The organism is Kitasatospora sp. NPDC001664 (assembly GCF_053596675.1).
In genome coordinates this window covers 1-19,376 of record NZ_JBSFGS010000015.1, presented here as the reverse complement: position 1 = coordinate 19,376, position 19,376 = coordinate 1, and the positions used below count along the sequence as shown (strand labels likewise).

Annotated in this window: 19 protein-coding genes; 3 read left to right on the top strand and 16 right to left on the bottom strand. The window is 73.2% G+C overall.

From position 1 onward, the window contains the following. Nucleotides 1–136: 136 nt before the first annotated feature. The 3 genes from guaB to ACWCYY_RS21785 all read right to left on the bottom strand — a co-directional run bounded on the left by guaB (nt 137) and on the right by ACWCYY_RS21785 (nt 3,355). Entirely contained in the window at nt 137–1,639 is a 1,503-nt protein-coding gene (guaB, locus tag ACWCYY_RS21795; RefSeq protein ID WP_345286156.1) for an IMP dehydrogenase, read from the bottom strand. Between the two features lie 265 nt (nt 1,640–1,904). Next, the gene (shbA, locus tag ACWCYY_RS21790; RefSeq protein ID WP_345286158.1) at nt 1,905–2,555 is read right to left on the bottom strand and encodes an RNA polymerase sigma factor ShbA; all 651 of its coding nucleotides are present in this window, start codon (nt 2,553–2,555) and stop codon (nt 1,905–1,907) included. Between the two features lie 188 nt (nt 2,556–2,743). Continuing rightward, nucleotides 2,744–3,355, bottom strand: a complete 612-nt coding sequence (locus ACWCYY_RS21785; RefSeq protein WP_014136228.1) for a response regulator transcription factor — start codon at nt 3,353–3,355, stop codon at nt 2,744–2,746. Nucleotides 3,356–3,892: 537 nt separating this feature from the next. Here ACWCYY_RS21785 and ACWCYY_RS21780 point away from each other — a divergent pair. Continuing rightward, complete coding sequence (locus tag ACWCYY_RS21780; protein ID WP_345286160.1) at nt 3,893–4,219, top strand: WhiB family transcriptional regulator; 327 nt, start codon at nt 3,893–3,895, stop codon at nt 4,217–4,219. Between the two features lie 69 nt (nt 4,220–4,288). Here the strand turns inward: ACWCYY_RS21780 and ACWCYY_RS21775 are convergent, their stop codons facing one another. From ACWCYY_RS21775 to groES, 3 genes are all read right to left on the bottom strand, one after another. Continuing rightward, on the bottom strand, nt 4,289–5,290 hold the full coding sequence (locus ACWCYY_RS21775; protein ID WP_345286163.1) for a LysR family transcriptional regulator: 1,002 nt from the start codon (nt 5,288–5,290) through the stop codon (nt 4,289–4,291). A gap of 267 nt (nt 5,291–5,557) precedes the next feature. Continuing rightward, complete coding sequence (groL, locus tag ACWCYY_RS21770; RefSeq protein ID WP_345286165.1) at nt 5,558–7,186, bottom strand: chaperonin GroEL; 1,629 nt, start codon at nt 7,184–7,186, stop codon at nt 5,558–5,560. A gap of 96 nt (nt 7,187–7,282) precedes the next feature. Next, the gene (gene groES, locus ACWCYY_RS21765; RefSeq protein WP_057231242.1) at nt 7,283–7,588 is read right to left on the bottom strand and encodes a co-chaperone GroES; all 306 of its coding nucleotides are present in this window, start codon (nt 7,586–7,588) and stop codon (nt 7,283–7,285) included. A gap of 403 nt (nt 7,589–7,991) precedes the next feature. On the opposite strand from groES, the gene ACWCYY_RS21760 reads away from it, so the two are divergent. Next, complete coding sequence (locus ACWCYY_RS21760) at nt 7,992–9,179, top strand: class I SAM-dependent methyltransferase (protein ID WP_449796965.1); 1,188 nt, start codon at nt 7,992–7,994, stop codon at nt 9,177–9,179. Here ACWCYY_RS21760 and ACWCYY_RS21755 read toward each other — a convergent pair. From ACWCYY_RS21755 to tsaB, 4 genes are read right to left on the bottom strand one after another with little or no spacing between them, the layout of a single operon-like run. Continuing rightward, the gene (locus ACWCYY_RS21755; protein ID WP_345286170.1) at nt 9,155–10,018 is read right to left on the bottom strand and encodes a polysaccharide deacetylase family protein; all 864 of its coding nucleotides are present in this window, start codon (nt 10,016–10,018) and stop codon (nt 9,155–9,157) included. The two genes, ACWCYY_RS21760 and ACWCYY_RS21755, sit on opposite strands and share 25 nt — an antisense overlap. A gap of 53 nt (nt 10,019–10,071) precedes the next feature. After that, nucleotides 10,072–11,151, bottom strand: coding sequence for a tRNA (adenosine(37)-N6)-threonylcarbamoyltransferase complex transferase subunit TsaD (gene tsaD / locus ACWCYY_RS21750; RefSeq protein WP_345286172.1), 1,080 nt, complete (start codon nt 11,149–11,151; stop codon nt 10,072–10,074). Then, nucleotides 11,144–11,650 (bottom strand): ribosomal protein S18-alanine N-acetyltransferase, encoded by a 507-nt coding sequence (gene rimI / locus ACWCYY_RS21745; RefSeq protein ID WP_345286174.1) that lies wholly within the window; start codon nt 11,648–11,650, stop codon nt 11,144–11,146. The genes tsaD and rimI overlap by 8 nt, the downstream gene beginning before the upstream one ends. Beyond that, nucleotides 11,647–12,294, bottom strand: coding sequence for a tRNA (adenosine(37)-N6)-threonylcarbamoyltransferase complex dimerization subunit type 1 TsaB (gene tsaB, locus ACWCYY_RS21740; RefSeq protein WP_345286176.1), 648 nt, complete (start codon nt 12,292–12,294; stop codon nt 11,647–11,649). The genes rimI and tsaB overlap by 4 nt, the downstream gene beginning before the upstream one ends. A gap of 351 nt (nt 12,295–12,645) precedes the next feature. Here tsaB and ACWCYY_RS21735 point away from each other — a divergent pair, with 351 nt between their 5' ends. Beyond that, a complete protein-coding gene (locus ACWCYY_RS21735; RefSeq protein ID WP_345286178.1) occupies nt 12,646–13,209 on the top strand; it encodes a hypothetical protein in 564 nt (187 codons plus the stop codon). A 232-nt stretch (nt 13,210–13,441) separates the two neighbouring features. On the opposite strand, the gene tsaE is transcribed toward ACWCYY_RS21735, so the two are convergent. From tsaE to glmS, 6 genes are all read right to left on the bottom strand, one after another. After that, nucleotides 13,442–13,900, bottom strand: a complete 459-nt coding sequence (tsaE, locus tag ACWCYY_RS21730; RefSeq protein WP_345286351.1) for a tRNA (adenosine(37)-N6)-threonylcarbamoyltransferase complex ATPase subunit type 1 TsaE — start codon at nt 13,898–13,900, stop codon at nt 13,442–13,444. Between the two features lie 32 nt (nt 13,901–13,932). Continuing rightward, nucleotides 13,933–15,015: an alpha/beta fold hydrolase gene (locus tag ACWCYY_RS21725; protein WP_345286180.1), complete on the bottom strand. Its 1,083-nt coding sequence runs from the start codon at nt 15,013–15,015 to the stop codon at nt 13,933–13,935. Continuing rightward, nucleotides 15,012–16,193: an alanine racemase gene (gene alr / locus ACWCYY_RS21720; RefSeq protein ID WP_449796964.1), complete on the bottom strand. Its 1,182-nt coding sequence runs from the start codon at nt 16,191–16,193 to the stop codon at nt 15,012–15,014. The genes ACWCYY_RS21725 and alr overlap by 4 nt, the downstream gene beginning before the upstream one ends. A gap of 183 nt (nt 16,194–16,376) precedes the next feature. After that, the gene (locus ACWCYY_RS21715) at nt 16,377–17,789 is read right to left on the bottom strand and encodes an NAD(P)H-hydrate dehydratase (protein ID WP_449796963.1); all 1,413 of its coding nucleotides are present in this window, start codon (nt 17,787–17,789) and stop codon (nt 16,377–16,379) included. A gap of 11 nt (nt 17,790–17,800) precedes the next feature. Further along, the gene (locus ACWCYY_RS21710) at nt 17,801–18,169 is read right to left on the bottom strand and encodes a holo-ACP synthase (RefSeq protein WP_345286185.1); all 369 of its coding nucleotides are present in this window, start codon (nt 18,167–18,169) and stop codon (nt 17,801–17,803) included. A 73-nt stretch (nt 18,170–18,242) separates the two neighbouring features. Then, the coding region (glmS, locus tag ACWCYY_RS21705) for a glutamine--fructose-6-phosphate transaminase (isomerizing) (RefSeq protein WP_449796962.1) at nt 18,243–19,376 on the bottom strand (1,134 nt) is incomplete at its 5' end.

Sequence of the window (19,376 nt, the reverse complement as noted above, 5' to 3'; positions counted from 1 at the left end):
AGGGGCGCGAGGAACTGCGCGAGTCGGAAGGCAACCCACCTGCAACCCGGGCTCCGAGAGCCAGTTGCCGGTGCTGCCGTTCCCCTGCGCGCAGTTCCCCGCGCCCCTGGGCGCGCGTCAGCGTCAGCGGTCAGTCTCAGCGGCCGTGGTAGTTCGGCGCCTCGACGGTCATCTGGATGTCGTGCGGGTGGCTCTCCTTGAGGCCCGCCGAGGTGATCCGGACGAAGCGGCCCTTGGACTCCATCTCGGCGACGGTGGCCGCGCCGACGTAGCCCATGGTCTGCCGCAGACCGCCGACCAGCTGGAACAGCACGGCGGAGAGCGGCCCGCGGTACGGCACCTGACCCTCGATGCCCTCGGCGATCAGCTTCTCGTCCGAGGACACGTCGGCCTGGAAGTAGCGGTCCTTGGAGAAGGACTTCGCCTGGCCGCGCGACTGCATCGCACCCAGCGAGCCCATGCCGCGGTACGACTTGAACTGCTTGCCGTTGATGAAGAGCAGCTCGCCCGGCGACTCCTCGCAGCCGGCCAGCAGCGAGCCGAGCATCACGGTGTCGGCACCGGCGGCCAGCGCCTTGCCGATGTCGCCGGAGTACTGCAGGCCGCCGTCACCGATCACCGGCACCCCGGCCGCCTGACAGGCCAGCGCCGCCTCGTAGATCGCCGTCACCTGCGGCACGCCGATGCCGGCCACCACGCGGGTGGTGCAGATCGAGCCCGGCCCGACGCCGACCTTGACGCCGTCCACGCCCGCGTCGATCAGCGCCTGGGCGCCGTCCCGGGTGGCGACGTTGCCGCCGACCACGTCGACGCCCACCGCCGACTTGATCTTCGAGATCCAGGACAGCGCGTTGTGGCTGTGCCCGTGCGAGGTGTCGACCACCAGGAAGTCCACGCCCGCGCCGACCAGCGCCTGCGCCCGGTCGAAGGCCTCGGCCGAGGCGCCGACGGCCGCGCCGACCAGCAGCCGGCCCTCGGCGTCCTTGGCGGCGTTCGGGTACTGCTCGGCCTTGACGAAGTCCTTGACCGTGATCAGGCCCTTGATCCGGCCCTCGTCGTCGACCAGCGGCAGCTTCTCGATCTTGTGGCGGCGGAGCAGCGCCATCGCGTCCGTCCCGCTGATGCCGACCTTGCCGGTGATCAGCGGCATCGGGGTCATGATCTCGCGGACCTTGCGGCTGCGGTCCGACTCGAAGGCCATGTCCCGGTTGGTGACGATGCCGAGCAGCTTGCCCGTCTCGTCCGCGATCGGCACGCCGGAGATGCGGAACTTCGCGCAGAGCGCGTCCGCCTCGGCGAGCGTGGTCTCCGGGCCGACCGTGATCGGGTCGGTGACCATGCCGGACTCGGAGCGCTTCACCAGGTCGACCTGGTTCACCTGGTCCTCGACCGAGAGGTTGCGGTGCAGCACGCCGACGCCGCCCTGGCGGGCCATCGCGATCGCCATCCGGGACTCGGTGACCTTGTCCATCGCGGCGGAGAGCAGGGGGATGTTCACCCGGACGTTGCGGGAGACGCGGGAGGAGGTGTCCACCTGGTTCGGCATCACCTCGGAGGCCCCGGGCAGCAGCAGGACGTCGTCGTAGGTGAGTCCGAGCATCGCGAACTTCTCGGGTACGCCTGCGGCGTTGTAGGACATGAGTGGGGACCTTCCATGGCGGCCGTCGTCTGATCCCGCGCTCCCCGCTGAGGGTCCGGGGGAGCACGCTGCTCTCGAACCGGCACTAGCTCAGGACCGCCAAGCACACCCGAGGTCTTGGAGGAACCTCCGAGGGAACCTCGCCCACACCCGCGAAACTTTGGCGACCTGCCCAGGCGCCGATACCCCATGGTACTGGCAACCCGTATGCCGAACTCGCGCCCCCTTGACAACACCGCCCGGGCCGAATCCCTTCCGGCAGCCGCTACGAGCTCTCCTCGGCCAGCTCGGCCAACGCCCGCAGCCGGCTGAGCGCCCGGTGCTGCGCCACCCGGACGGCGCCCGGCGACATCCCGAGCACCTCCCCGGTCTCCTCCGCCGAGAGCCCGGCGGCGACCCGCAGCAGCACCAGCTCGCGCTGGCGGGCCGGCAGATTGGAGAGCAACTCCTTGGCCCAGGCCGCGTCGCTGCTGAGCAGCGCCCGCTCCTCGGGGCCCAGCGCGTCGTCCGGCAGCTCCGGCAGGTCGTCCGGCGGGATCACCGTCGACCCGGGGCCGCGCATCGCGGCCCGCTGGAGGTCGGCCACCTTGTGCGCGGCGATCCCGTAGACGAAGGCCTCGAAGGGACGCCCCTCGTCCTTGTACCGGGGGAGCGCGCAGAGCACCGCGACGCAGACCTCCTGGGCCACGTCGTCCACGTGGTGCCGGGCCCCGCCGGGAAGCCGGAGCAGCCTGCCCCGGCAGTAGCGGAGCGCCAGCGGGTGGACGTACGCCAGCAGGGCCTCGATGGCCGGGCCCTCGCCGCGGACCGCCGCGGCGACCAGTTCGCCCAGCTCGACCGCCGACGCCGCGACGGCCGGTGCCTCGGCCGGGGCGCCGGGTGGGCCACCGGCCGGGGGAGCGTCGTCGTCGCGCATCGGTCCATGGTGCCTGGTCGGCACGGAAAACGCGGCACCGCCTCCGGAGTTGTGCATCGGAACGTTATGCGTCTCCCCCACCGCCCCCGCCTCCGCCCGCTGGTCCCCGAGGTGCTCCACTGCTCCATGGTGCAGCCTCGGGACCGTGACGTCATACGTCTGAGCGAGCGGTGACCGGTGCGGGCCGGTCAGCGGACCAGGCCCCAGCGGAAGCCGAGCGCCACCGCGTGCGCGCGGTCCGAGGCGCCGAGCTTCTTGAACAGGCGCCTGGCGTGCGTCTTCACGGTGTCCTCGGAGAGGAAGAGCTCGCGGCCGATCTCCGCGTTGCTCCGCCCGTGGCTCATGCCCTCCAGCACCTGGATCTCACGGGCCGTCAGGGTCGGTGCGGCGCCCATGTCCGGGCTGCGCAGCCGACGCGGGGCCAGCCGCCAGGTCGGGTCGGCCAGCGCCTGGGTGACGGTGGCCCGCAGCTCGGCGCGCGAGGCGTCCTTGTGCAGGTAGCCGCGGGCCCCGGCGGCGACCGCGAGCGCGACCCCGTCCAGGTCCTCGGCCACGGTGAGCATGATGATGCGCGCGCCCGGGTCGGCCGAGAGCAGTCGGCGGACCGTCTCCACCCCGCCCAGGCCGGGCATCCGGACATCCATCAGGACGAGATCGGAGCGGTCGGCCACCCAGCGGCGGAGGACCTCCTCACCGTTCGTCGCCGTGGTCACCCGGTCCACCCCGGGCACCGTCGCCACCGCGCGGCGAAGCGCCTCCCGGGCGAGCGGGGAATCGTCGCAGACGAGTACGGATGTCATGACCGTCGTCCTCCGCAGCTGATCCGCGTCACGTTGAGCCTCCTGGCTGGTACGAATCTCTCCGACACGGCCGAATGGCGAGGGACTCCGGTCGCTCGCGGTCTCCCGCGATCGTTCCCGGCGCCCAGCGCCCGCTAACCGCCTCCGCACTTCCAACGACCGTCACTCGAATGAGTTACGGCCTTCAGGGCCATCTCCACCACTGTACGTGGCCGACCCGTTACCGATCAGCCGCATCGCGGTGCACACGCCGCACTTTCGTGCTGCTCACGCGCTTGCCGCGCACCACCGGCGCCGACGAACGACCCTCCGCGCGCCCGGAGCCACCCGATCGGCACGCCGACACACGCCAAACCTCATGCCCCCATTTGTCCGTTTTTATAGCTTCTGTGGGGTCATTGACTGTTGTGCACCGCTGTGAGTGACTTGTCCCAGTGGTTGCCGTAAGTCATATTTCCAGGTGTCCATATCGGCTCAGAGCAAGCTCGCCGGACGGACCGAGACCCTCGCCAGCAGTCCATGAAGGGAACAAGTGCCATGGCCGACTTCTCCCGCCTCCCCGGCCCGAACGCGGACCTCTGGGACTGGCAGCTCTCCGCCGCCTGCCGCGGCGTGGACAGCTCGCTCTTCTTCCACCCGGAGGGCGAGCGCGGAGCGGCCCGCAGCTCGCGCGAGGCCAGCGCCAAGGAGGTCTGCATGCGCTGCCCGGTACGGGCCCAGTGCGCGGCGCACGCGATGGCGGTCCGCGAGCCCTACGGCGTCTGGGGCGGCCTGACCGAGGACGAGCGCGAGGAACTGATGGGTCGTTCGCGGAACCGGCTGGTCGAGGTGCCGCTCACCATGCCCGCCACCATCAGGCGCTGACGGCGCGTCACTCCTTCGCCGTAACCGCAGAAACGTTTTTCCGCCCGGGTCCTCCACGGCACCACGCCTTCAGCGCGCGGCGGCCGCCCCGGCCAGCTGGTCCAGCATGAGCGCGACGGCCGGCACCCCGGCCAGGTCCGGCAGCGTCAGCGCGACCACCTGACGCACCGCCGGGGCTCCCGAGGCGGCCCGCACCGGCACCGCCGCGACGCCCTCGTGCCGGGCCGCCTCCAGCGCCAGCCCCGGCAGCACCGCGACCCCGAGCCCGGCCGCCACCAGACCGACCACCGCCGGGTAGTCGTCGGTGGCGAAGTCGATCAGCGGCTCGAAGCCCGCGTCCGCACAGAGCCCCACCAGGTGCCCCCGGCACTGCGGGCAGCCGGCGATCCACTGCTCCCCCGCCAGCTCCACCAGCTCCACCGGCCTGCTCTCGTCCCGGTCCGCCAGCGGGTGCCCGGCCGGGAGCAGGCCCACCAGCGGGTCGTCCAGCAGCGGCCGCACCACCAGGTCCGACCAGTCGCTCGCCGCCTGGCTGGCGGCCGCCTCCAGGGTCGCCTCGGCCCGCGCCTGACGCGCCGTCACGTGCGGCGCCGGCACCGTGGTCACCCCCTGCGAGTCCGGGTACCGGAACGCCAGCGCCACCTCGCACTCGCCCCCGCGCAGCATCGCCAGCGACTCCGGCGGCTCCGCCTCCACCAACGACACGCGCACCCCCGGACGGGCGCCCCGCAGACGGGCGACGGCGGGCGGCACCAGGGTGGAACTCGCGGTCGGGAACGACACCAGCCGCACCCGCCCGGCCCGCAGCCCGGCGATCGCGGCGACCTCCTCCTCGGCGGCCGACAGGCCCGAGAGGATCCCGTTCGCGTGCTTCAGCAGCACCTGGCCGGCCTCGCTCAGCTGCATCCCCTTGCCGGAGCGCACCACCAACGGGGTGTCCACCGACTTCTCCAGCGCCTTCATCTGCTGGCTGACGGCCGGCTGGGTACAGCCGAGCTCCCGGGCGGCGGCGGAGAACGAACCGGTGCGGGCGACGGCGCGCAGGACGCGCAGGTGGCGGGCCTCGATCATGACTCCGTTATAAGCGATCCTTTGGGCAAACGCCCAACTCGCCAGGGCTCAGCGAAGGTGGCTACGCCTTCGGGGGCGCGGGGAACTGCGCGAAGCGGAAGGCGGACCAGTGTGGGATCGGGGCACGTCAGCCAGTTGCACGCGCTGCCGTACCCCCGCGCGCAGTTCCTCGCGCCCCTGGCATGACCACCTCCCGAAGGTTCTCCACACGCCGGAGGCCCGGCTCCCCCGCAGGGGAACCGGGCCTCCGGTCGGGCTGACGGTGCGTCAGTGGGAGTGGCCGTGGCCGCCGTGGCTGTGGCCGGCCGGCTCCTCGTCGGCCGGCTTCTCCACCACGAGGGTCTCGGTGGTGAGGAGCAGCGAGGCGATGGAGGCGGCGTTCTCCAGGGCGGAGCGGGTGACCTTGACCGGGTCGATGACGCCGGCCTTCACCAGGTCGCCGTACTCGCCGGTGGCGGCGTTGTAGCCCTGGCCGGCCTCCAGCTCGGCGACCTTCGAGGTGATGACGTAGCCCTCGAGGCCGGCGTTCTGGGCGATCCAGCGCAGCGGCTCGGCGAGCGCCTTGCGGACGACGGCGACACCGGTCGCCTCGTCGCCGGAGAGGCCGAGGCCGTCCTCCAGGACCTTGGCGGCGTGCACCAGCGAGGCGCCACCACCGGCGACGATGCCCTCCTCGACCGCGGCGCGGGTCGCGGAGATGGCGTCCTCCAGACGGTGCTTGCGCTCCTTGAGCTCGACCTCGGTGGCGGCGCCGACCTTGATCACGCAGACGCCGCCGGCCAGCTTGGCCAGGCGCTCCTGCAGCTTCTCGCGGTCCCAGTCCGAGTCGGTGTTGGCGATCTCGGCCTTGATCTGGGCGACGCGGCCCGCGACGGCGTCCGAGTCACCGGCGCCGTCGACGACCGTGGTGTCGTCCTTGGTGATGGTGACGCGGCGGGCGGTGCCCAGCACGTCCAGACCGGCCTGGTCGAGCTTGAGGCCGACCTCCTCGGAGATGACGGTGGCACCGGTCAGGGTGGCCAGGTCGCCGAGGATCGCCTTGCGGCGGTCGCCGAAGCCGGGGGCCTTCACCGCGACGGCGTTGAAGGTGCCGCGGATCTTGTTGACGACCAGGGTGGAGAGCGCCTCGCCGTCCACGTCCTCGGCGATGATCAGCAGCGGCTTGGAGGCACCGCCCTGCAGGATCTTCTCCAGCAGCGGGAGCAGCTCCTGGATGGAGGAGATCTTGCCCTGGTTGATCAGGATGTACGGGTCCTCGAGGACCGCCTCCTGACGCTCCGCGTCGGTGACGAAGTACGGCGACAGGTAGCCCTTGTCGAACTGCATGCCCTCGGTGAAGTCCAGCTCCACGCCGAAGGTGTTCGACTCCTCGACGGTGATGACGCCGTCCTTGCCGACCTTGTCGATCGCCTCGGCGATCAGGTCGCCGACCTGCTGGTCCTGGGCGGACAGGGACGCGACGGCGGCCACGTCCTCCTTGCCCTCGATCTCGCGGGCGATGGAGAGCAGGTGCTCGGAGACGGCGGCGACGGCCTTGTCGATGCCCTTCTTCAGGGCGGCCGGGCCGGCGCCGGCGGCGACGTTGCGCAGACCCTCGTTGACCAGGGCCTGGGCCAGCACGGTGGCGGTGGTGGTGCCGTCACCCGCGACGTCGTTGGTCTTGGTGGCCACCTCCTTGACCAGCTGGGCGCCGAGGTTCTCGTACGGGTCGTCCAGCTCGACCTCACGGGCGATGGTGACGCCGTCGTTGGTGATGGTCGGCGCGCCGAACTTCTTGTCGATGACGACGTTGCGGCCCTTGGGGCCGATGGTCACCTTCACCGTGTCGGCCAGCTTGTTGACACCGCGCTCGAGCGAGCGGCGGGCGTCCTCGTCGAACTGCAGGATCTTCGCCATGGTTCCGTTTCCTCTGGGGATCTACTGACTGCGGGAGCCAACAACCGCGCCCCGGCCGCTGTCTGACGACACGTGACCGGGGCGGGCTGGAACGACTTACTTCTCGATGATGGCGAGAACGTCGCGGGCCGAGAGGACGAGGTACTCCTCGCCCTGGTACTTCACCTCGGTGCCGCCGTACTTGGAGTACAGAACGATGTCGCCGACCGCGACATCGAGCGGAAGACGCTGGCCATCCTCGAAGCGACCCGGGCCGACGGCCAGGACGACGCCCTCCTGGGGCTTCTCCTTGGCGGTGTCCGGGATAACCAGGCCGGAGGCCGTGGTGGTCTCGGCGTCGAGCGGCTGGACCACGATGCGGTCCTCGAGCGGCTTGATGGCAACCTTGCTGCTGGCGGTCACGTCCGAGCTCCCCTTCGGAGATTACGGGGTTGTTCTACAGGTAGGTGGCGATGTGCACGCGCCCGCCGTCGCGGGGGTCGGACACGCTCCATCGCGTTAGCACTCACCCGGTGGGGAGTGCCAGGAACGACCATAGGCTGCGGTTAGCACTCAGTCAACCAGAGTGCCAACGCCGCGCGTGGCGGCCCGCGTCCCTCGGCGGCCCGGAGGGCCGTCAGGGGCGCGGGGAACTGCGCGAAGCGGAAGGCACCCACCCGATCGCCGGGTACGGACAACCACCTGCAAGTGAGCGCCCGCACCCGGCCACCGGCGCGCATCCTCCGCTTCGCGCAGTTCCCCGCGCCCCTGGTGTGACCACTTCCCCCGCCGCCGCAGGCGTGCCCACCCCGCGGGAGCGGCGAGAATGGCCCCCGTGGAGATCGACGCGTTCAAGGCCCTGTTGACCGATCAGGGCCAGGCCCTGCTCGCCGAGTTGCGGGAGTTCAAGCCCGGCGAGGAGCTGGCGCTGGCCACCCGGCTGCGCAAGGAGCACCCGGCCGAGCTGGTGACCGCCGCGATCGGCCAGGCGCACCTGCGCCAGCGCGCCCGCGCGAAGTTCGGCACCGACGCCGACGCCATGTACTTCACCCCCAACGGAGTCGAACAGGCCACCCGCCGCAGCGTCGCCGAGTGGCGCGCCGGCCGCTTCGCGGCCCTCGGCGTGCGCCGCCTCGCGGACCTCTGCTGCGGGATCGGCGGCGACGCGATCGCCCTCGCCCGGGCCGGGGTGCACGTGCTCGCCGTCGACCGCGACCCGCTGACCTGCGCCGTCGCCACCGCCAACGCCGCCGCCCTCGGCCTCACCGACCTCGTCAAGGTCCGCGAGGCCGACGTCACCGAGGTGGACGTCGCCGGCTACGACGCGGTCTTCACCGATCCGGCCCGCCGGACCGCCCGGGGCCGGGTGTTCGACCCGGAGGCGTACTCGCCGCCGCTGTCCTGGGCGGTCGAGGCGGCCCGCCGCACCCCGTACGGGGCCCTCAAGGTGGCCCCGGGCATCCCGCACGAGCTGGTGCCGGAGGGCGCCGAGGCGGAGTGGGTCTCGGACCACGGCGAGGTCAAGGAGGCCGTCCTCTGGTTCGGCACCGGCGCCACCGCCCCGCACCGGGCCACCCTCCTCCCCGGACCGCACTCGCTGACGGGCGGTCACCTCCCGGACCCGGAGGCGGGTCCGGTCGGCCGCTACCTCTACGAGCCGGACGGCGCGGTGATCCGCGCCCACCAGGTGGCCGAGGTCGCCGAGCAGGTCGGGGGCCGGCTGATCGACCCCAGGATCGCGTACGTCACCTCCGACCGGCTGGTCCGCACCCCCTACGCCCACGCGTACGAGCTCACCGACGTGCTGCCCTACAACGTCAAGAAGCTCAAGGCCCTGCTGAAGGAGCGCCGGGTCGGCACCGTGGTCATCAAGAAGCGCGGCGTCTCCGTCACCCCCGAGGAGCTCCGCAAGCAGCTCAGGCCCAGCGGCCCGAACGAGCTGACGGTCATCCTCGCCCGGACCGACCACGGCCCGCTCATGATGCTCGGTCAGCCCGCCGGGGCCGCGATGTAGTCCTCCAGCCGGGCCACCGCGAAGCCCTGCTCCTGGATCCGGCGCAGCATCTCGGCGAACATCTCGGTCATCGTCTCGCCCTTGAGGTCCTTCGGGCCGCGGAAGTGCGCCAGCACGATGTCGCCGGGCTTCAGCTTCTTGTCGGCGGCCTGGTACTGCATGTCGTGGATCTGCATCGACTCGCGCCAGAGCACGACGGCGCGCGGCCCGCACTGCTGCACCGAGGAGTTGAGCTGCGGGGTGTGCGCGCCGTCCCCGTACGGCGGGCGGAACAGCAGCGGGGCCTTGCCGTACTGCTGGGTGAGCGCGGCCTGGGCGTCGCAGACCTCGGACTTCTGCTTCTCCGGCGAGACCTTGCTCAGCTGGGCGTGGTCCGTGGTGTGGTTGTGGATCTGGTTGCCCAGCTCCTGGAGCGGCTTGAAGTAGCCGTAGTCGTCCTTGACGATGTTCTTGGTCAGGAACATCGAGATGGGCACCTTGAGGTCCCGGATCATCTCGACGAACTTCGGGTCCTTCTCGGCCCCGTCGTCGATCGTCACGAAGACGACCTTGTCCTTGGTCGGCACCTCGGAGAAGACCGGCACCGGGCCGCTCGCGGTCAGCTTCACCGGCTTGTCGGCCGGGGCCGGCGGGGCGGCGGGCAGCGGCTTGATCCCCCACTTGGCCCAGGCGTCCGCAGAGGCCACCGGGCTGCCGCCCGCGGCCGGCTGACTCTCCTTCACCTGCGGCCGGGCACTGCTGGGAGCGGGCGGCGCGGGGCTGGACGGCGCCGTCGTCCCGCTCCCGCAGCCGGCCACCAGCAGCAGGGTCAGCGCCGCCACCCCGTACGTCCTCTTCACCGTGCTCCCCGTCGTCGTGCGCTCCCAGCGAACTCCCAGGAACACTACCGGGGTCAGCGCAGCGCTTCGTGCGCCGCCGCGTGCAGATCGGTGTGCGGGACGGAGACCTCGGTCACGGGCAGCGAGGAGTCCGCGGAGAGTTCGAGGGCCGAGGGGGCGCGGTTGCGCCAGACCATCTCGGCGCCGAGCGCCGCGACCATCGCGCCGTTGTCGGTGCACAGGCCCGGGCGGGGCACCCGGAGCACGATGCCGGCCTTGTCGCAGCGCTGCTGGGCCATCTCGCGCAGCCGCGAGTTGGCCGCCACGCCGCCGCCGATCATCAGGTGGTCGACGCCCTGGGCCTTGCAGGCCTTGACGGCCTTGCGGGTCAGCACGTCGGTGACCGCCTCCTGGAAGGACGCGGCCACGTCGGCCACCGGCACCTCCTCGCCGGCCCGGCGCTTGGCCTCCACCCAGCGGGCCACCGCGGTCTTCAGGCCGGAGAAGGAGAAGTCGAACTCCGGGTCCTTCGGGCCGCTCAGCCCGCGCGGGAAGTTGATCGCCTTCGGGTCCCCCTCGCGGGCCATCCGGTCCACCACCGGGCCGCCGGGGAAGCCCAGGCCGAGCACCCGGGCCACCTTGTCGAAGGCCTCGCCGGCCGCGTCGTCGATGGTCGCGCCCAGCGGGCGGACGTCGGTGGTGATGTCCTCGCTGAGCAGCAGCGAGGAGTGCCCGCCGGAGACCAGCAGCGCCATGGTGGGCTGCGGCAGCCGGCCGTGCTCCAGCTGGTCCACGCAGATGTGCGAGGCCAGGTGGTTCACCCCGTACAGCGGCTTGTCCAACGCCCAGGCGAAGGCCTTCGCCGCGGAGACGCCGACCAGCAGCGCACCGGCCAGGCCGGGCCCGGCGGTGACGGCGATGCCGTCCAGGTCGGTGCCCTTGATCCCGGCGGTGTCCAGCGCGCGCTGGATGGTCGGGACCATCGCCTCCAGGTGCGCCCGGCTGGCGATCTCCGGCACCACGCCGCCGAAGCGGGCGTGGTCGTTGACGCTGGAGGCGACCGCGTCGGCCAGCAGGGTGGTGCCCCGGACGATGCCGACGCCGGTCTCGTCGCAGGAGGTCTCGATGCCGAGGACCAACGGTTCGTCAGCCATGCTGCCGCTCTTTCGGGTTGTCGAGGCGCGGGTCGTCCAGACCCGGGTCGTCGAGGCGCATCACCAGCGCGTCCACGTTGGCGGGCTGGTAGTAGCCGCGCCGGATGCCGACGGGTTCGAAGCCGTGCCGCTCGTACAGCCGCTGGGCGCCGAGGTTGTCCACCCGCACCTCCAGCAGCAGCTCGGTGCAGCCCCGGCGGGCCGACTCGTCGATCAGGTCGGTGAGCAGCCGGGCGCCCAGCCCGGCGCCCTGGTGGCCCGGGGCCACCGCGATGGTCTGCACGTCGCCCTCGACGCCGATCGCCATCAGCCCGGCGTAGCCCACCAGCGCGCCGTCGAGCTCCGCCACCGTGTAGTGCCGGGTGCCCTCCGGGCCGGTGTCGGCCAGCTCGGACCAGAACATGCCGCGCGACCAGGCGTCCTCCGGGAAGAGCTCCTGCTCCAGCGCGATCACCGGCTCGATGTCCCACCAGCGCATCGGCCGCAGCCGCACGCTCATGCCGGGAGCACCGCCTTGTAGCCCGCGGGGACCTGGGCGTCCGGGCGGCGCAGGTACAGCGGCACGTTCGGCAGCAGCTCGCGGCCGGCCGCCAGCTCCTTGACGGCGAAGTCGGCCAGCGCACCCGCCGAGACGTGCTCGGGCGCGGCGGCGGCCGGGAAGGTCTCGGGGTACAGCAGCGCACCGGCGCCGAACGACACCTGGTGCGGCGTCAGATCCGCCGGGCGGCTGACGTCCGGGCCCTCGGTGCGGCGCCTGTCGCCGTCGTACGAGGCCCAGTAGACCTCCTTGCGGCGGGCGTCGGTCGCCACCGTGAACGGGGCGCCGTCGTTCTCGGCCTGGTGCGCGATCGCGTCGAGCGTGCAGACGCCGTGGACCGGCAGGCCCAGCGCGTGACCGAGCGTCGCGGCGGTGACCAGGCCGACCCGCAGGCCGGTGTACGGGCCCGGGCCGACGCCGACGGCGATGGCGGTCAGCGCGTGCTTGTCCACCCCGGCGTCGCGCAGCACCCGGTCGATCGACGGGAGCAGCAGCTCCCCGTGCCGGCGGGCGTCCACCTGGTGGGCCTCGGCGAGGATCCGCTCCCCGTCGTGGACGGCGGCGGTGACGGCAGGGGTCGCGGTGTCGAAGGCAAGCAGCAGCACGCCCCCAAGATTACGGCCTCTTCCGCAGGCACCCGGCCATCGGCTCTTCAGGGGCGCGGGGCTCCGCCGGGTGGGCGCTCGCCGGAATTGGTCACCCCGGGGGCGCGAGGCTCTGCTGATGTGCGGCTCCGCCGCGTGAGCGCGAATCGGAAGACACCGACCCGTCTGCCGGGCGCGGACAGCCACGTGCACGTGAGCGCCTGTACCCGGCAAGCGGCCCGCTCCCTCCGCTTCGCGCAGTTCCTCGCGCCCCTGAAACCCGACGGCTGGGCTCCCGCCTGCCGGTGATGCTCCGCGGGAGCTGGCACGATGGCCGGGTAGCCCGATGTCCTACGAATGGCGGGAGCCGACGTGTCGCGTCCTGGAGTGGTGGTAGCCGGTCTGACCGTGGCGGCGTTGGCGGCCGTCGGGCTGCTGGCGTTCCAGGCGAACGGGGCGGCCTCCCGGACGCCGGTGGCGAAGCCGTCCGCTCCGGTGAGTTCGGCCGCGCCGAGCCCGTCCGCCTCACCGACCGTCACGGCCCCGGCCCTGCCCGCGAGTTCGGGCACCGGCCGCCGGGTCGTCTACTCGGCCGGCACCCACTGGGTCTGGCTGGTCGACCCGAAGAAGCCGACCCCCGTGCAGACGGCCTTCACCGTCACTCCCGGCACGGCCGAGCCGGCTCCGGGCAGTTACTCGGTCTACAGCCGGACCCCGGCCGGCACCGGCACCGACGGCGCCCAGATCGAGCACGTGGTGCGCTTCGCCCAGCAGAACGGCGTGGTGTTCGGCTTCAGCGCGGCCATGGACGCCGCCGCGGCGGCGCCGTCGGCCGATCCGAAGACCAAGACCGGCGGCATCCGTTCGAGCCGGACGGACGGCCAGAGCCTGTGGGACTTCGCCCCGAACGGGACGAAGGTCGTGGTCATCCCCTGACGGAGCCTCAGCGCTCGACCGGCTGCGGCGGGGGCGGTGTGGAGACCGCCTTCGCGGCCGCGCAGGCGGCGAGCAGGGCCCGCATCGGGCTGGGCGACTGGGGAGCGGTGGGCGTGGTGCTCGTCATGATGTGTCTCCCTGGTTAGGCACACCTAACTGCCAGGGTCATCCCACCACACCGGCGCACCCGCCCACAACCGCTTGCCGACAGCCCGTCGGCAAACACGAGGCGTCAGACCTCGGCCAGCGCCGTCAGGTCCACCCCGGCCCAGCGCTCGCCGATCCCGGTGAGCCGGACCTGCCGCGGGTCGGAGTCGTCCACCGCGTCCGCGCCGATCGCCCGTTCGATCCGGACCTCCAGCCGGTCGTCCGTCAACTGCTCGACCTTGCCCTCACCCCACTCGACCACCACCACCGACTCGGGCAGCGAGACGTCGAGGTCGAGGTCCTCCATCTCGTCCAGGCCGCCGCCGAGCCGATAGGCGTCCACGTGCACCAGGGCCGGGCCGGTGCCCAGCGGCGGGTGCACCCGGGCGATCACGAAGGTCGGCGAGGTGACCGCACCGCGCACGTCGAGGCCCTCGCCCAGGCCGCGGGTGAGGGTGGTCTTGCCCGCACCGAGCTCGCCCGAGAGCATCACCAGGTCGCCGGGGCGCAGCAAGCCGGCCAGCGCCTTGCCGAGGCGGTTCATCCGCTCCGGCGTGTCCACCGTGATCACCGAGGTCACTCCTTCTCTCCTACGGCGGCCAGCAGGTCCGCCAGCTGACGGTTCACCAGGTCGGGCCGCTCCAGCATCACCAGGTGCCCGGCCTCCGGCACCAGGACCAGCTCGCAGCCGGGCAGTTCGGCCGCGATGGCCTCGCTGTACTCGGGCGGGGTGAGCAGGTCCTTCGTCCCGGCCAGCACCAGGACGGGCAGTGCGGCCATCGCCCGCAGCGCGGCCACCTTGTCCATGCCGCTGAAGGCCGGGTAGAACTCGGCGACCACGTCGAAGTGGGTGGCCTCCAGCAGCTGTTCGGCGAACCGGACCACGCCCGGGTCCACGTCCTTGGTGCCGAAGGAGTACCGCCGGTAGAACACGGCGGTCAGGTCCGAGCCGGCCCGCCGGGTGGCCTCCACCAGCGCGGCCTGACGGCCCAGCAGCTTCACCACGCCGGGCGCCATCCGCTTGACCAGCTTGGAGCCGAAGGCGGGCAGTCCGAGGGTCACCTCGTCCCAGCCGCTGGCGAGCGTGCCGACCAGGGCGACGCCCACCACCCGGGGCCCGAACAGTTCCGGGTGCCGGTCGGCCAGCGCCATCACCGTCATGCCGCCCATCGAGTGCCCGACCAGCACCACCGGGCCCTCGGGCACGACGGCGTCCAGCACCGCCTTCAGGTCCTCACCCAGCTGGTCGATGCTCGCGGGCTCGCCGGCCAGGTAGGTGCGGGAGCGCTCGGAGCGGCCGTGGCTGCGCTGGTCCCAGAGGACCAGCCGGGCCGAGTCGCGCAGCGCGGCCCGCTGGAAGTGCCAGCTGTCCTGGCTCAGGCAGTAGCCGTGGCTGAACACCACGGTCAGCGGGGCGCTCTCGTCGCCGTCCACCTCGACGTGCAGGACGGTGCCGTCGGACGCCGTCACCGGCACCGACCGCCCGCGCAGCGAGCCGTACGGGGCGGCGGCGTCCAGCTCCTCGCGGGCCCGGCGCCGAGTGGCCCGGCCGACGGTGAGCCGCTCGACCGCGACGCCGGCGGCCGCACCGGCGGCCAGCAGGCCGACCGAGATGCCGATCAGTCCCGCCGTCCGGCCGACCCCCTTGGCCTCGGTCACTCCGACGCCCCCAGGTAGCGGCGCGGGACGCGGGCGCCGATCCGGGTGATGATCTCGTACGAGAGGGTGCCGCAGGCCCGGCCCCAGTCCTCGGCGGTCGGCTCGCCGTGCTCGCCGTTGCCGAACAGCAGCACCTCGTCGCCGACCCGGGCGTGGTCGCCGCCGAGGTCGATCACGAACTGGTCCATCGCCACCCGGCCGGCCACCGTGTACCACTTGCCGCCGACCTGCACCGGGCCGGTGCCGCTGGCGTGCCGGGGGATGCCGTCCGCGTAGCCGACCGGCACCAGGCCCAGGGTGGACGGGCCCGGAGTGGTGTAGTGGTGGCCGTAGCTGACGCCGTGTCCGCCCGGCACCTCCTTCACCAGGGCCAGGCGCGCGGTCAGCGCCATCACCGGCCGCAGGCCGAAGTCCGCCGGGGCGCCGACCTCGGGCACCGGGGAGAGCCCGTACACCGCCAGGCCCGGCCGGACCAGGTCGTAGTGCGACGCGGGCAGCAGCAGGGTGGCCGGGGAGTTGGCCAGGTGCCGCACCTCCGGGCGCAGCCCGGCCCGCTCGGCGTGCGCCAGCGCCAGGGCGAAGGCGTCCTGCTGGAGCCGGATCGAGGGGTGGCCGGGCTCGTCGGCCGCCGCGAAGTGCGACCAGATCCCGACGACGTTCAGCATCCCCTCGGCCTCGGCGCGGCGGGCGGCGGCCACCAGGTCCGGCCAGTCGTGCGGCTGGCAGCCGTTGCGGCCCAGGCCCGTGTCGGCCTTCAGGTGCACCCGGGCCTGGACGCCGGTCTCGCGGACGGCGGCCAGCAGCTCGTCCAGCGCCCACTGGCCGCTCACCGAGATGTCGATGTCGGCCCGGAGCGCCTCGGCCCACGGGCCGCCCGGGATCCACAGCCAGCACAGGATGCGGGCCTCGGCCGCCGAGATCCCGGCCGCGCGCAGCGCCAGCGCCTCCTCCGGGGTGGCGGTGCCCAGCCAGCGGGTGCCGGCCGCGACCGCCTCGCGGGCGCAGCGCACCGCACCGTGGCCGTAGGCGTCCGCCTTGACCACGGCCATCAGCTCGGGGCCGTTGGTGCGGGCGCGCAGGGCGTCGAGGTTCCCGCGCAGGGCGGCCAGGTCGATGGTCGCCTCGGCGCGGACCCCGTCGGTGAGCAGGGCCGTCCCGGTCGTGTTCGCAGTCGTCATCGCGTACCAGTCTCCCATCCCGCCCCGGCGCCCCCGCGCATACGCCTCTGCGACGCGGCGGGTGGAACGTTCGGTTCCGCGTGCAACTGGCTCATGTGCCCCGATCCAGAGGTCTGTACCTCCGAATCGCGCCCCGCGGCGGAGCCGCACATCAGCAGAGCCTCGCGCCCCCCGGGGCATGACCTAGGCCCCCGAAGCCAGATGCGCGGCGATCTCGGTGGCCGTGATCGGAGTCCCCTGCGCGGCGGCCCTCCTTCCGGCCAGTCCGTGCCGGTACGCCGCGACCGAGGCCGCGTCGAAGGGGCTCAGGCCGGCCGCCATGAGGGAGCCGAGCAGGCCGGCCAGGACGTCGCCGCTGCCTGCCGTGGCGAGCCAGGAGGTGCCGGTGGGGTTGACCCGGGCTCGGCCGTCCGGGGTGGCGACCACCGTCGTCGAGCCCTTCAGCAGAACCACCGCGCCGTACCGCTCCGCCAGCCGCCGGGCGGTGCGCAGCCGGGTGGCCGCCAGGTCCGCGGCGGCGGGCGGCTCCCCACCCTCCGTCAGCAGCCGGGCCGCCTCCCCGGTGTGCGGGGTGAGCACCAGCGGCGGACCGTCCTGCGGGCCGCGCCGGGCCAGCTCGGTGAGGCCGTCCGCGTCGACCACCACCGGCACGGTGCCCGCCAGGGCCTGGTCCAGTCGCTCCCCCGCCCCCGCGCCGCCGCCGGGCCCGACCACCCAGGCCTGCACCCGCCCGGCCGCGGCCAGCGTCCCCTCGGACACCAGCACCTCCGGGAAGCGCCGCACCACCTCGGCCGCCGCCGAGCCGGCGTACCGCACCGCACCGGCCCCGCCGCGCAGCGCCCCCGCCACCGCCAGCACGGCCGCCCCCGGATACTGCTCCGACCCGGCGGCCACCCCGACCACGCCCCGCCGGTACTTGTCGCTCTCCGCCCCGGGCACCGGCAGCAGCGCCGCCACGTCCGCCTCCTGAAGCGCCGTCACCTGAGCCTGCGGCAGGTCCAGGCCGATCTCCACCAGGTGCACCACCCCGGCGTACGAGGCGCCCGGGTCGATCAGCAGGCCCGGCTTGTACGTGCCGAAGCAGACCGTCACATCCGCCCGCAGGGCCGCCCCCGGCACCTCCCCGGTGTCCGCGTCCACCCCGCTCGGTACGTCCACCGCGACCAGCGTCCCGCGCCGCTCGGCACCGGCCAGCCAGGCCGCCCCCGGGCGCAGCCCGCCGCGTCCGCCGATGCCGACGATCCCGTCCAGCACCAGGTCCGCGGTGGCGTACTCCCCCTGATCCGCCGTCACCCGGCCGCCGGCCGACCGCAGCGCGGCCAGCCCGCCCGCGTGCACCCGCTCGGGGCTCAGCAGCAGTGCCCGCACCGAGGCGCCGCGCCGGGCCAGCAGCGCCCCCGCGTACAGCGCGTCCCCGCCGTTGTCCCCGCTGCCCGCGAGCACCAGCACCCGCGCCCCGTACACCCGCCCCAGCAGCCGGGCGCAGACCGCCGCCAGGCCGTACGCGGCCCGCTGCATCAGCGTCCCCTCCGGCAGACGGGCCATCAGCTCCGCCTCCGCCGCCCGGACCTGACCGACCGTGTGAGCGCTGCGCATGCGTCCTCCTGCTACCCCTCGGCGATGACCACCGCCGACGCTACGCCCGCGTCGTGGCTCAGCGACACGTGCCACGAGCGCACCCCGAGCTCCGCCGCCCGCGCCGCCACCGTCCCGCGCACCGTCAGCACCGGCCGCCCCGAGGCCTCCGTCGACACCTCGGCGTCCGTCCACCGCAGCCCGCCCGGCGCCCCCAGCGCCTTGGCCAGCGCCTCCTTCGCCGCGAACCGCGCCGCCAGCGAGGCCACCCCCCGCCGCGCCCCGCTCGGCAGCACCAGCTCCCCCTCCGTGAACAGCCGCTCCGCCATCCCGGGCGTCCGCTCCAACGCCGCCCCGAACCGCGCGATCTCCGCCACGTCGATCCCGACCCCGACGATCACCCTCTGCTCCTCTCGACCCGTCCAAGGGTGTCACCCCGCCGGAGCGGGCCGACGGGGTGACACCGGGTCAGGGCTACTCGACGGTGACGGACTTGGCGAGGTTGCGGGGCTGGTCGACCTCGTGGCCCTTGGCGGTGGCCAGCTCGCAGGCGAAGACCTGGAGCGGGACGGTGGCCACCAGGGGCTGGAGCAGGACCGGGGTGGCGGGGATGCGGATCAGGTGGTCCGCGTACGGGGCCACGGCCTCGTCACCCTCCTCGGCGATCACGATGGTGCGGGCGCCGCGGGCGCGGATCTCCTGGATGTTGGAGACCACCTTGTCGTGCAGCACCGAGCGCCCGCGCGGGGACGGTGCCACCACGACCACCGGCAGGCCCTCCTCGATCAGGGCGATCGGCCCGTGCTTGAGCTCGCCGGCCGCGAAGCCCTCGGCGTGCATGTACGCCAGCTCCTTGAGCTTCAACGCGCCCTCCAGCGCCACCGGGTAGCCCACGTGCCGCCCCAGGAACAGCACCGCCCGGGCGTCCGCCAGCGAACGGGCCAGCTCGCGCACCGGCTCCATGGTCCGCAGCACCTGCTCGACCTGCTTCGGCGCGTCCCGCAGCTCCTCGATGACCGCGAGGATCTCGTCCCCCCACTTGGTGCCGCGCACCTGCCCGAGGTACAGCGCCACCAGGTAGCAGGCGACCAGCTGGGTGAGGAAGGCCTTGGTCGAGGCGACCGCCACCTCCGGCCCGGCGTGGGTGTAGAGCACCGCGTCCGATTCGCGCGGGATGGTGGAGCCGTTGGTGTTGCAGATCGCCAGCACCTTCGCGCCCTGCTCGCGCGCGTGCCGCAAGGCCATCAGGGTGTCCATCGTCTCCCCGGACTGCGAGATCGCGATCACCAGCGTCCGCTCGTCCAGGATCGGGTCCCGGTAGCGGAACTCGCTCGCGACCTCCACCTCGCACGGCACCCGCGTCCAGTGCTCGATCGCGTACTTGGCGATCGCCCCCGCGTGGTACGCCGTGCCGCAGGCGACGATCACCACCTTCTCCACCGCCCGCAAGTCCGCGTCGTCCAACCGCAGCTCATCGAGCGTCAGCTGCCCGTCGGTGCCGATCCGCCCGAGCAGGGTGTCCGCCACCGCCTTCGGCTGCTCGGCGATCTCCTTCAGCATGAAGTAGTCGTAGCCCCCCTTCTCCGCCGCCGAGGCGTCCCAGTCCAC